This window comes from Vibrio hepatarius (assembly GCF_011806575.1).
Taxonomy (GTDB): Bacteria; Pseudomonadota; Gammaproteobacteria; order Enterobacterales; family Vibrionaceae; genus Vibrio; species Vibrio hepatarius_A.
The window spans coordinates 205185-218098 of the sequence record NZ_JAATOO010000003.1 but is presented as its reverse complement, the minus strand read 5'-3'; the positions used below and the strand labels follow the sequence as shown (position 1 = coordinate 218098).

The 12914-nt window shown below is 45.4% G+C and carries 8 protein-coding genes; 5 read left to right on the top strand and 3 right to left on the bottom strand.

The window, feature by feature from the left end:
* Positions 1–12: 12 nt before the first annotated feature.
* The 4 genes from HCZ42_RS03625 (at position 13) to HCZ42_RS03610 (ending at position 5464) form a co-directional block, all read left to right on the top strand.
* Complete coding sequence (locus HCZ42_RS03625; RefSeq protein ID WP_167419390.1) at positions 13–1608, top strand: NosD domain-containing protein; 1596 nt, start codon at positions 13–15, stop codon at positions 1606–1608.
* A 1-nt stretch (position 1609) separates the two neighbouring features.
* On the top strand, positions 1610–2983 hold the full coding sequence (locus tag HCZ42_RS03620) for an alginate O-acetyltransferase AlgX-related protein (protein WP_167419389.1): 1374 nt from the start codon (positions 1610–1612) through the stop codon (positions 2981–2983).
* A gap of 1 nt (position 2984) precedes the next feature.
* Positions 2985–4046, top strand: coding sequence for an alginate lyase family protein (locus HCZ42_RS03615; protein ID WP_167419388.1), 1062 nt, complete (start codon positions 2985–2987; stop codon positions 4044–4046).
* A 314-nt stretch (positions 4047–4360) separates the two neighbouring features.
* Positions 4361–5464 carry a polysaccharide lyase family 7 protein gene (locus HCZ42_RS03610; protein ID WP_167419387.1) on the top strand — a complete coding sequence of 368 codons (1104 nt, stop codon included), beginning with the start codon at positions 4361–4363 and terminating at the stop codon, positions 5462–5464.
* 90 nt (positions 5465–5554) lie between these two features.
* Here HCZ42_RS03610 and HCZ42_RS03605 read toward each other — a convergent pair whose 3' ends face one another.
* The 3 genes from HCZ42_RS03605 to HCZ42_RS03595 form a co-directional block, all read right to left on the bottom strand.
* Positions 5555–7717, bottom strand: coding sequence for a CBM96 family carbohydrate-binding protein (locus HCZ42_RS03605; protein WP_167419386.1), 2163 nt, complete (start codon positions 7715–7717; stop codon positions 5555–5557).
* Between the two features lie 418 nt (positions 7718–8135).
* Positions 8136–9509, bottom strand: a complete 1374-nt coding sequence (locus HCZ42_RS03600) for a phosphomannomutase CpsG (RefSeq protein WP_167419385.1) — start codon at positions 9507–9509, stop codon at positions 8136–8138.
* Positions 9510–9511: 2 nt separating this feature from the next.
* Positions 9512–10918 (bottom strand): mannose-1-phosphate guanylyltransferase/mannose-6-phosphate isomerase, encoded by a 1407-nt coding sequence (locus tag HCZ42_RS03595; RefSeq protein WP_167419384.1) that lies wholly within the window; start codon positions 10916–10918, stop codon positions 9512–9514.
* Between the two features lie 781 nt (positions 10919–11699).
* On the opposite strand from HCZ42_RS03595, the gene HCZ42_RS03590 reads away from it, so the two are divergent.
* Positions 11700–12914 (top strand): YbfB/YjiJ family MFS transporter, encoded by a 1215-nt coding sequence (locus HCZ42_RS03590; RefSeq protein ID WP_167419383.1) that lies wholly within the window; start codon positions 11700–11702, stop codon positions 12912–12914.

Sequence of the window (12914 nt, the reverse complement as noted above, 5' to 3'; positions counted from 1 at the left end):
ACGAGGTGAGCGATGAATAAAGAAACCACAATCAGCCAAGTCCACTCAAGACGATATGTATGTCATAGAGTCATGAGTGCTCTGCGCATGCTGTTATTCATCTTCTTACTTGCTCCAAGTTATGTGTTGTCTAGTGACATGACGTTGGAAATGGTCACTCGTGAAGCCCCTCAGCAACGTAGTGATCTAAGCCTACCTGATATGTCCGTTTACAGCGCGGCAGGTATCCATCAACAAGTTGTCTTAGCGCGGACAAAACCCAAAGCCAAAATCACTCGTGCCAACTTGTTAGGTCAAGTGGAAGTACGCTGGCTCTACGCTGGCGAGAATTTTTGGCAGTTTGCGCAAATGCAAAACAGCATCCCTAAAAGTATTACCATCGCGGACGGCACTGCGGAGTTGGAAGATTTGCACACAGCGTTTCCGCGTCATGTGGTGAAACAGACAGATTCAATATATCTATCTAAGTTGCCAATCGTGGTAAGCATTGGTGCAGCGTTAATTATTGATGGAAAAACGCTGAAATTATCAGAAGAAAAAGGTGCGTTTATTTCAAATGGTGGTGCGCTCTACATTACTCAGTCAAACGTCTTAGGATGGAGAGAACAACAGGGTACTGCCGCGACATACCAATCTGCCAAGGCATACCGCCCATTTGTTATCAGTTGGGGGGGAAGCAAGCTATACATAGCTGAGTCCAAACTCTCCAACCTAGGTTATTCTGAATCCAAAAGTTTCGGTGTCACTTTAACCAGCTATAAAGTGGAGCCTAACGACAAGTTATTTCAGCGCAAAGACTTTGACTTCAATAAACTGGGCAGCAGCTGGATTGTTGACTCTACATTTGAAGATGACTACTACGGTTTTTATTGTGATAAAGCGAGCCAAGTTGTGCTACAAAATAACCACTATAAAGACAATATTGTTAATGGTCTCGCCCCGCAAAACGTGGCAGAGCGTCTGATCGTTGCCAATAATGACGTGATGGGAACCAAAGAAAAGCACGGTATTGTTATATCCAATAAACACAGCAAAAGCTTTGTGTTTAATAACGCCAGCCATGAAAACAGCCGCTCCGGAATTGCGTTAGATAACCAGTCTGAAAACAATTATCTCTACAATAATATGGTGTACAAAAATGGTGGTGACGGCATTACGGTGTATGAGTCTAACTCTAATGAGATCGCCAACAATAAAGTGTATGGCAACGACTCGCACGGCATTAGAGTGCGCAATAGCGAGCAAATCTCTTTGGTCGATAATTACATCCTGTCGAACAACAAATATGGTGTTTTTTTTGATACAGAGCCGTTAGCAAGCTTACCAAGCGATGGTGACTCATTAGACGTTACAAGCCAAAGCAAGTCCTCTGGATACGTGCATGGGGGGGTGATTGCTAACAACCACACTGGCTCCGTGTACTCGAAAAGTAGCGAGTTCATCTCTCTGTTTGACTTAAAATTAGAAGGCAACGGCGCCAGTGCTCTGCGACTCGGCTTTGGTGGTGACATTGAAGACTTTCACAATCAAATCGTTAAAGCAATGTTAGTGGAGAAGCTGGCTGTGTCGTTGAGCAAAGTCAGTACGGCTAGACAAGGAGCACAATGATATGCGTGGAATGTTAGTGTCGCTCGCTTTGTCTATCATGTCTGCTGGCGCGTCAGCTTTAGAGGAGCAACCGTACCAAATTGAACCTGTCGCGACGTTGTGTAAAGCCGCCAAAGATCCAGCGAATTATCGAACTTCGGAACTTAGTTCGTTCAAATATTTAGTCGCGGGCAGTCATGGTTGGGTGTATCGCTCCAAGACGGATTTTCTTGAAGATTTCAGACATACCAGACGCTATCGAGGCTTGGCGCGTTTTAACGATGCGTTAAGCCGCCGTGGTATTACACTAGTTGTGATGTACTATCCAACTAGAGGTCTTATCAATTCGAGCGATGCTAAGGATAGCGATTTCAACGCTGAAGCCGCCAAATATTCCTATCTGGCGAAGTTGAAAAAACTACGAGAAGTAGGGGTGATTACTCCCCATTTCGAAGACTTGTTGGACGCGTCGAACGCTGAGCGTCCGCTTTATTTCAAACGCGACATTCACTGGACGCCAGATGGCTCAAGAGCGGTCGCATTTGAGGTGGCAAAGGCAATTAGAAACTCTTTTAGCTTAGATCCAAGTCTTCATTCTGAAGTGGTGATTACCAAGCATGGTCGTTATTCGGGAACCAACAGTATTGCGGGGGCGATTAAACAACTTTGTAAGCAGCAGTACGCACCGGAATACGTGCAAGGCTATGGCTATGAAGCGCTATCTAATGATACGGGCGACAAATCGGCTCAAGTGGTGTTAGTTGGCGGTGGATTTACCGCTTTACCGGATTTGAACTTTATCGGCTTTCTAAAGAATGAACTCAACGCCCCTGTCGAAGATTTCACTCAAGTGAGTGGCGGATTATTGGGGGGGTGGTCTGCGTATTTAAAAAGCGAAGCAATGACTGATTCAACGCCCAAAGTGATCGTGTGGGAAGTGCCGCCTTATTATCCACTCGATGACGATAAAACGTTTGCTCAGCTAACGCCCATGCTGGATGGCGGTTGCAGTAATAAACGAACCGTTGCGCGCACTACATTTAACCAGTACGACTACAACACAGGGAGCATCTCGGCATATCTTGGTAATAGTGTGGAATCCAAGTCATTGCGAAGTTTGATTCTAGAGCTTAGCATTGCTGACCCCGAGGTTGATGAGATCAGGTTTAAGGCATGGTATTCAGACGGGCAAGTGCGCAGATCATCACTACAACACAGTCAAAGCCTCAACGGTAGCAGTCAGTTCATCTTCGAACTTTCTGGAAATTTACTCTCTCCCTCGGGGCATTTGATTGCATTGGAGCTCACACAAGTGAATGGTCAATCTGCGGCTCGTTTTAAGCGCGCGCATCGTCAGGCTCAGATGTCGATCAAAGTTTGTTCGAGAGGTCGTTAGCGTGTATCGCGTTGTTTTAGCCGTGCTGCTGCTGGGCGTGTGTCTATCTGGTCATGCTAATGTTGCGATACCTAAAGGGTACCAACAGGTTCAAGACTCCTTGAGTTATACCCAAACAAGACAAGAGCCTTGCGAGTATCCCAAACCTTATACCGAAGAATTGGCGTTTGCTAGCCGTTATCAAGGCAGTGATAAAGCGCGTGATACGGTAAATAAACAAGCAGAGAAAGCGTATAAAGAAAGTACTAAAGCGACTCGAGATTTACAATTATTTATCGCAAAGAAAACTGATGATATTTTAATTAGAGGTAATATTCTAGTTGGAACTGATTGCATTATAAATGCGTTAATGGATTGGAAGAATAACAGCAGCTTACTAGATGACACTGAAAATAAAACAGGCATCGCAGTGCGAAAATGGACATTGTCTGCAATGTCATCAAGTTTATTGAAAATAAACACTTTTTTAAATGAATATCATCATAATAAATATTTAGAAGTAAAACTTTGGCTTGAAAGTATGGCTAAAAAAGTCATTGTTGATTATTCAGGGCGGCCATTAAATAAGGTTAATAATCACGATTATTGGGCTGCGTGGAGCGTGATGGCGACAGCGGGTTTATTGAATAGAGACGATTTTTATCTCTGGGCTAAATCTGTCTATATCACTGCGATGGGGCAAGTGGATCAACAGGGCTTTTTGGCCAATGAGCTGCGCCGTCAAACCCGAGCTGCTATGTATCACAACTACGCGCTAACACCGTTAGTGGGTGTGGCAGCGTTTATGCGCGCAAATGGTGATGAACCATTAACAACCAATGATGGTGCACTGGAAAGGCTTTACTCGGTGGTGATTCAAAGCACTCAAGAGTCCAACCTCTTTAAGGAAAAAACAGGTCATACGCAAATCGATTACGATCTTTTTTCTTCTGGGCGAATGGCGTGGTTAGCCATCTATCGTACTTTGGTCAATGAGGACATAAGTATGATAAAACTCATTGATAAAGCAAGACCATTGTCGTCCAGTCGTTTAGGTGGAAATTTAGAATTGGTATATATGTAAACAACTTAACTGAATTTTACGAATTTAAAACTTACAAGTTATATATTAGTTCTCGTTAATTAAACTATAGTTTAAGCTCTGCATTTGGTTTTATAACTTAAGACAATAAATTACAATTCCCTTAAATATACATGACAATCGAAACTCACTAATCAGCGATGTTATATACACTATACTTTGTATGATCCAGCAAGTCTGGAATTACTATTTATTTGAATGCAAATAGTTTCTCTGAAACTACCACCTTGCTGCGCGTGCCGTAAGGTGGTCAGGCTGTGTGGCTATTGTATATTTTTTATTAACGGGAGTTCGATATGAAAAAAACTTCATCGACATTGCCACGGCTGATCCCCTTACTGTTAATTACTTCGTTAACCGCTTGTGATGGCTTCTGGGGTATCAATGACTCCGACGATACCGATCCAAATCCACCGGGTAACAATAGTAACTCTAACTCTGGTGATAAAGGTGAGGTGGATGACATTGTTGACCCAGGTGATAACGGTGGAACCGATGGTTCCGGAGACGGTGATGGCTCAGACGGCTCGGGTGAAACTGGTGGTTCTGATGGGTCAGATGGGTCAGATGGCTCAGACGGTTCAGGTGAAACCGGAGGTGGTGGATCCGTTACCGAACCAACCACAGGATTAGATCCAAACATGCCGCCGTCAGGCAACTTTGACTTAACGGTTTGGAAGCTGACTTTGCCAGTATCGAAAGATGAATACTTGGGCTCCGGTGGTAGTAAGGCCGCCGAGATTTTGCCTTTGAAACCACCGTCTAGCGATTTAAAAACACTGCCGCCATTGGATGAGGGCTATGAAGATCCTAACTTCTTCTATACCGCAACGGATGGCACCATGTTGTTTAAAACCCCGCTTTATGGAGGTACCAGTACTGTCAATTCGTCCTATGTTCGGACTGAGCTGCGGGAGCTGTACAATTGGTACCCAAGTAAAAGTAGCGGTGATGCTAATTGGGACAACGAAGGTACGCATGTGTTAAGTGCAACACTGGAAGTGGTTTCCTATTGGCCTGACGACCCGCAAACGGTCGTTGGGCAAATACATGCTAAAGATTCGAGCAAAGCCCTGGTGAAATTACAGTGGGATGGTCCGACGAAAAAAGTCCGTGCGATCATCAACGAAGACCCGTCTAAGGGGAATCCGTTTAGCTTGGATTTTGGTGTCGTAGGGCAAGGAAAGTTCACCTACACCATTAGCCTTATAAATAATGATCTTACCATCACGGTTAACGACATTACCCATTCGCTGACTTTTGGTAAGGGTAACATGAGCGCCGATTGGGATAAGCACGTTTACTACTTCAAAGCAGGCAACTATGCACAAGCTGATAAAGCAGGTGGTGGTATGTTTGAAGTCGCTTTCCATGAGTTAAATGTTCGTCATAGCAATTAGGCTATTTTAGTCATAGGGACGACCACAAAGAAATAGGTTATGCATCGAATGCATAACCTATTTTTTATTTGCGAGTTGATAATTCGCAGGTTAGAACTGAAGTTGTATTGTCGCCGCAGTATCTGAGCTGTGCTCGCGCGCTCTAATACGCGTTACCGCAGTGCTGCTGTTTTGGTTAACCAGAATAAACGCCGCTTCTGATGCGTTGGCCGTAATCAGTGCATTGAGGTAACTGGTGATATCGATCTCTTGTGTAGAGAATATTTTATTCGTTAGCGTAAAGCTACCCAAGTAATCGCCTTCAACAGGTTTGTCTGCCCAAGTCACCGCGTACTCGACCCAATTTGTATCGGTGCCAAATACGTTGGTTGTGGCGTTGTCCACGCGAGACAGTGCCGCTTCAACAGTCAGTGTTGCACTTGATACAGGCTCTGTGTAAGCCGAGATATCGAACTTAAGCAAGGTCTGGCGGTTGTAGCCATCACCCGAGAGTTTCACTTCTAGCGTGTTCCCGGTGCCGTAATTGCTGTTTGGGAACCCATCTTTGACATGCGTATCTGCAATCACAGGGAGGGCCTGACCTACAGATAACTTGATAAGTTCAAATGCAGCAACCGTTGAACTCGATAGGTCATCGAACGTCACTTCACCGTTAGTCGCAGTGTACGTCTCGACCAGCACACCATCTTTGAATAGTATGTAATCAACATCTTCGGTTAGGTTCCCAATGCGGTACTCGACGTTAGGTTCCCCAGAGATTGATTGGGTTGTCCATTGGTAGCTGGCTTTGCTTGCATTGGTGACTTTAATCTCGACCTCTCCTGATGCTATGTTAACCCAAAATGGTAGCGCTTCTACGCTGGTGGTGGTGCCGATAATCCCAGAATCTAAAACCATGGATGACGAAGAGACAGAAGCGCCTTCAAGCAGCATTTCGCGTACTCGGGTTACATCGCTGTTCTCTTCGGCGTTAAAGATACGGCCATCATTATTGATGAGTTCAAGCGTTGCGAGATCAGTGAGTTTAACGTCCACTGGCTCATCCACTTCGACAGTTGCATCACTGCTGATTGAACCGGCGCTGTCTACTTTAACTTCCATCGTTGAAAAGTTGTGCGAGTTAGAGAGAATTTGAATGTTGGTTGAGTCATAGATCTCGACGTCCGTTGGTCCTTCAAAGGTGTTGTTGAGCACTAGGATGTCGTCAGAGTCTCTAAACTTAATTAAACGCCCGTTGTTTCTCACTAAGTTGTTTTGGAAAGTGTTATTCGCTGGACGACCATTGGTGGTTTCTGGTGTGTCTGAGCCGCGATATTGGTACAAACCATTCTCTATATTGTTGTCGATGGTGTTGGATTCAATCAGGTTGTCGTGGCTACCCAATGACAACCTGATGCCGTGTTTGTTGCCTGTAATGGTGTTGTTTCGAATAGTATTTCGATGACTCTCAAAAATAGCAATGCCGTTGTCTGCGTTGTCGTAGACGGTATTGTTTTCAACCAGTGTGTCATTGGTCTCTCTGTGTAGCATGATACCGTGACGATTGCGATAAGAATGGTTGCCAGTGATGATTAAGTCATTACAACGGCGCGAACAGATAATACCGTGGTTGCCATTGTCGTGAACATTGTTGTCGGTGATAACAATTTCATCGGAATCATCGTGAGGGTCTAGGCCGTAGGATTCATTGTAGGCAACCTCGCTATTGTGGATGGTCATGCCAAACGCACCGAAGGAGTACATCCCCATGTAATTGTGGTGGATGTAGCTGTTAATGATGTCGCCATGCACGTCGACGCGGTCAAAGATGGTTGGGTCACTGTCACCACCACGTACTTTCCAAACCAAACCATAAGACTCAGCATCGTAAAAACCCAGATAAGACACCTCGCTATCGATGATGTTCATCGTCGATTCTTTAGCGACGCCGCCGACTTCAACCGAATTGACATGGATAAATGCACGCCCATTGTCGAGATTGGTGTCAGGACCATTAGAGTTAGGGTCCCAACTACTAACGTTGACCGACCTCATGTCGACCGTACCATGCTTTGCTTGTATCTTTACATGGTATTCGTCAAACCCGTTACGACTCAGCATATAGAAGGTGTTCACGTCGCCACCAATTGCAGTGCCGTGGAGGTTGAGTTGAGAACCATCTTCAATTCGGATTTCTGTCTTTAATAGCCAAACGCCAGACGAGGTTTGCTCCAACAGCTCTCCGGGTGCGACTGAACTGTATTTATTGGCCACGATGCTATCAATTTGCGAGAGGCTACACGTCGCACCGTTCTCGATATAGATCCGGTGACTCGAAGAAGAAAACCGTATATCGCTATCACTGCACGCCCATGACGAAGAAGCAAAAATAAGTAAACTAAGCCCTACAAGGAGATTGAGTAAGCTCCTTGTTTTATGGAAACATAACGTTTTTGCAGCGTTACGTAGAATTGAACTACCCATTGTAAGTATCTCTCAATTGAATTAAGCCGTTCTTTCCTGAACGAACTAACAAACGAGTTCACTCTTATTACTATCGACACGTTATCTGAGGCTGCAGTTTGACTCTTTGACCGTCTATTGAGTCTTCCGCTTTTGTTGGCCTGATAAACACTGCGCTCAGCTCATACGTAACTGGTTTTTCATGAGCTGATGTGTCTTTATGAACCCATTACTCATTAAGTAAAAGTGCCATCACTTCCGCTGTTTTTTCCTGCATTAATAGTGGATCACCTCTGGATTCCACGTTCAAACGAACCACTGGTTCAGTGTTCGATGTACGTAGGTTAAATCTCCAGCCGTCAAACGTCAGACTAATCCCATCGGTGTAATCGTCTTCTATTGCTTCCTCTTTGTATCTGTCCAAGACGCGTTGTATTGCTGCTTGTGGGTCTTCCAGTTTGCTGTTTATCTCACCTGAAGATGGATAAGCTGTGATTCTATCCGCCACTAGCGTGGATAAAGGCTTGCCTCTCAGTGACAGCAACTCTGCGACAAGAAGCCACGGAATCATGCCGCTGTCGCAGTAAGCGAAGTCACGAAAGTAGTGGTGTGCGCTCATTTCGCCGCCATATACCGCATCTTCACTGCGCATCCGTTCTTTAATAAAGGCGTGGCCAGTTTTGGTTTGTATTGGCTGCCCTCCGTTTGCTTTGACGACATCGATGGTGTTCCAAGTTAAACGTGGGTCGTGGATGATTTTTCCGCCCGGATTGTTTTGTAGGAAGGCCTCACCAAGTAGTCCGACGATGTAATAGCCTTCAATAAAGCTGCCTTTTTCGTCGAATAAGAAGCAGCGGTCAAAGTCTCCATCCCAAGCAATGCCCATATCGGCGTGGCTATCGAGTACCGCGTTGGAGGTTTCAGCTCGTCGTTCTGGCAGTAGTGGGTTGGGGATCCCGTTAGGAAACGTCCCATCGGCTTCATGGTTTATTTTGACGAAGTCGATCGGTATATGTTTGGCTTTGAAACGTTCTTCTATCGCATCGATGACATGTCCAGCCGCACCATTTCCCGCATTGACGACCAGCTTTAACGGTTTAAGGTTTTGAATGTTGATGTAGTCGCTCAAAATATGGCAGACATACGCGGCTAAGGTGTTCTGACACTTGAGCTTGCCGCGATGTGTTGAATGAGGAAAATCGTTGGCTTCTGCCAATTGTTGAATCATCTTCAACCCGGTATCACCTGAAATTGGTTGGCTACCAGCTTTGACGAGTTTCATACCATTGTAATCAATCGGATTATGACTGGCAGTGACTTCAATACCACCGTCGACATCAAGGTAAGAGGTCGCAAAATAAATTTCCTCCGTACCCGTCATGCCGATGTCGATCACGTCAACGCCTGCGTCCATCAGCCCGTCTGCAACTGCGAGTTTAAGCTCTTCAGAAGTCAGGCGAACATCACCACCCACCACCACGCTCTTTGGTTTGAGAAACTCACCGTATGCTCGACCAATTCGATAAGCAATATCGGCGTTTAGCTCCGTACCTAGTTTGCCCCTGATATCGTAAGCCTTAAAGCAGGTTAGTTTTTCAGACATAATTAACTCCGGCCATATCTATCTTCAAAACGGACAATGTCATCTTCGCCAAGGTAAGGCCCTGACTGAATTTCAATCAGCTCTAGTGGGATCTTTCCTGGATTCTCAAGTGCATGGACGACACCTAAAGGAATGTAAGACGATTGATTTTCGTAAAGCAGCATTTCTTGGTCGCCAATAGTGACTTTCGCTGTCCCAGAAACGATGACCCAGTGTTCAGCGCGGTGGTGATGCATTTGAACTGAGAGTTTCTCTCCGGGTTTAACCGTAATGTGCTTCACCTGATAGCGGTTACCTTGGTCGATTGAGTCATAATTCCCCCACGGTCGGTAGATTTGACGGTGATCTTCGAATTCGGAGCGACCGCAGGTCTTCAACTCGCTCACGATATCTTTGACGTCTTGTACCTTGTCTTTATGGGCAACGAGCACGGCATCTTTGGTATCAACCACAACGATGTCTTCTAGCCCAATGGTTGCGATAAGGCGGTGTTGGCTGTGTACCAGACAATTATGGCTGTCATGGATCAGTGCATCGCCAATAAAGGCGTTACCGTGCATGTCTTTGTTTTGAACTTCCCATAGTGCAGACCAGCTACCGATGTCGCTCCAACCAGCATCCAGAGGGAATACTACCGCTTCTTTGGTATGCTCCATCACGGCATAATCGACCGATTCATCCGGGCAAAGTGCAAACAATTCTTCATTGACCCGTGTAAAACCCAGATCTGTGGTGTGCTCGTCATAAGCGGCTTTTGTCGCTTCAAAAATGTCAGGACGAAGCTGCTCGAGCTCCTGCAGATAGCGACTGGCCTTGAACAAGAACATACCGCTGTTCCAAAGATAACCACCGGTCTTTAAGTAATCTTGAGCGGTTTCGAGGTCGGGCTTTTCAACGTATTGATTGACCGCAAAGCCATGGCCACCATTGAGCTCGTCACCTTGTTGGATGTAACCATAACCTGTATGAGGGCAGGTAGGCACAATACCGAAAGTGACCATTTTCCCACTTTCAGCACTTGGAATGGCACTGATTAAGGTTTGCTGGAATTGAGCAACGTCTTGAATGATATGGTCTGCGGCTAAAACCAATAGTAATGGATCTTGGTCATCTTCCATCGCTGAAAAAGCGGCTAGGGCGATGGCGGGAGCGGTATTGCGAGCTACAGGTTCGAGGATAATTGGACCAAGTTGGCCATTTTTAAGCAGCTGTTCCGCAACGAAAAATCGATTGGCTTCATTGCATATAGTGATTGGATTTTGAATTTCCATCCCTTTCAAACGAGCAGCAGTCGCTTGCAGCATCGTTTGGTCTTCGGTAAGACGCAGAAACTGTTTTGGATAATGCGAACGAGAAAGTGGCCAAAGTCGAGTGCCAGAACCGCCTGCTAAGATAACTGGTAGCATCATGATAGAACCCCCACACGTTCAGTGTGTCAACTCACTAGAATTTCTCCGGGGTGAAAGTCGATTTTTAGGCGTGCAGAGGACCTACGCATGAACCACTGTGTTAAAACGTCATACGTTTGCTCATCCTTGTGCTGAGACCTGTTTGTCGGCTCTCTGTACAACATACTTTCGTTGTACATTTCCCTTGGATACCTCTTTAAAGTAGACAAGCCAAAGCAAAAAAAGAGTCTAAGAAGTGAGACAAGTAACAAAGGTGTCAATAATAAGTAGTGTTATTACGTCGGGTACGAAGGGGATATCTAACCAAACCAGACACTAATCAATACGTTGTGTTCAATAGTGGTACAAATGACCTATTATCGGTTTTTTTTAACTTGTATTAACTTTGCGAAATCGGCGTTGTACAACATGGTGAGAGATCATAAGCAATTAATTGAATTGCTACCATGTGAGCGGACTATGCAGTAATACATTGAGTTAATTCGGGTTCATTGAGAACGACTTAAATAACGAATTTGTGTTATCCAACGGATGTGAAAGGTAAATACAGGAAATTGAGCAAGTTAATCTTGCGAAGACGATTGTAGCGTTGTTCGTATAGATTCGCTTTGGTATGTGGATGCGAAAAGAGTGACGGTTGGTAATCAAGAGCAATACTGGTGTCATACTTCTTTTGCTCACCTAGTTGCTTATATTCTCAAGACTAAAGTTCAAATGCCATCAGTTGCTTACGGTGGTAGTCTTTGAGTTCTTTGGCTTAGCCACGACTGAGACGACTCGAATGCAGAATCAACACGTTTTAAATCGATACAGTTTGGCCGGATTAGGTGCCACTTTAATCGGTAATGGAATTGGTCGTTTCGCCTACATTGCGTTAATGCCAGCGTTAATCCAAGCGGGTTGGTTTGATGAGAGCCAAGCGTCCTACCTCGGCGCAGCGACATTGATTGGTTACATATTTGGAGCGCCAGTGATTGGTCTGCTGACTAAGCGTTTTTCCAATGGTGTGCTTATCAAAGCGGCGATGCTAGTCAGCAGCTTTACCTATTTGGGTTGTGCGATAGAGCATGCGCCTATTGCTTGGTATTACATGTTGCGAACGCTAGCGGGTATCTCTGGTGCGATGCTGATTATTCTGGCGCCGCCTATTGTGGTTCGTATGCATACCCCCGCGATTCGTGCGCGTATCAGTGGAATTATCTTTTCCGGCATCGGGCTTGGCGCACTGTTGTCTGGCACTCTCGTTCCTCTATTGATTTATCACAGCATCGTTTCTGCATGGTTGGGTATGGGCATCGTGGCACTGGTGACGACCTTCTTAACCTGGAATGCGTGGTCTACTCAGTCTGAGCAACAAGCGGCGGGTGTCGTTAATGCTTCTTTCGCCAATTTATCTAACGTCCAGCGCATTACCGTCATCCTTATTTTGATTGCCTACAGTCTAGATGCGATTGGCTATCTGCCACACACCATGTTTTGGGTCGACTACGTCGTCAGAGAACTAGAAATGCCTCTCTTCACAGGTGGTCTCCTATGGGCGAGCTTTGGTTTTGGTGCAATGATTGGTCCGTTGTTAGCTGGCGTAATAGGAGACAAGTTTGGCATAAGACGCTCTTTGGTCGTTTCGTTTATGTGTAAATCTGCCGGCGTTGCTTTGCCTGTGATTAGCCAGTATCCAACCGCTTTGTTTATTTCAGCTTTGCTGGTTGGAATTTTTACGCCTGGAACCGTCTCGTTAGTTTCTATCTATGTATTAGAATCAGTGGGTTATGAGCTACACACCAAAGCGTGGGGGATGATGACCATGGCGTTCGCGTTGTCTCAAGGGATTGCTGGCTATTTAATGGCTTATCTTGCACCCATGTTGAGTTCGTATAATGTGCTGTTCTCAACCAGTGCGGGTGTTCTTATGATCTCAGCTTGCCTTATCGCAATTTCGCCGACACCGATTAGAGAACCGTTTCCCGAAGGCGATGCATTACAAACAAAGGATTGA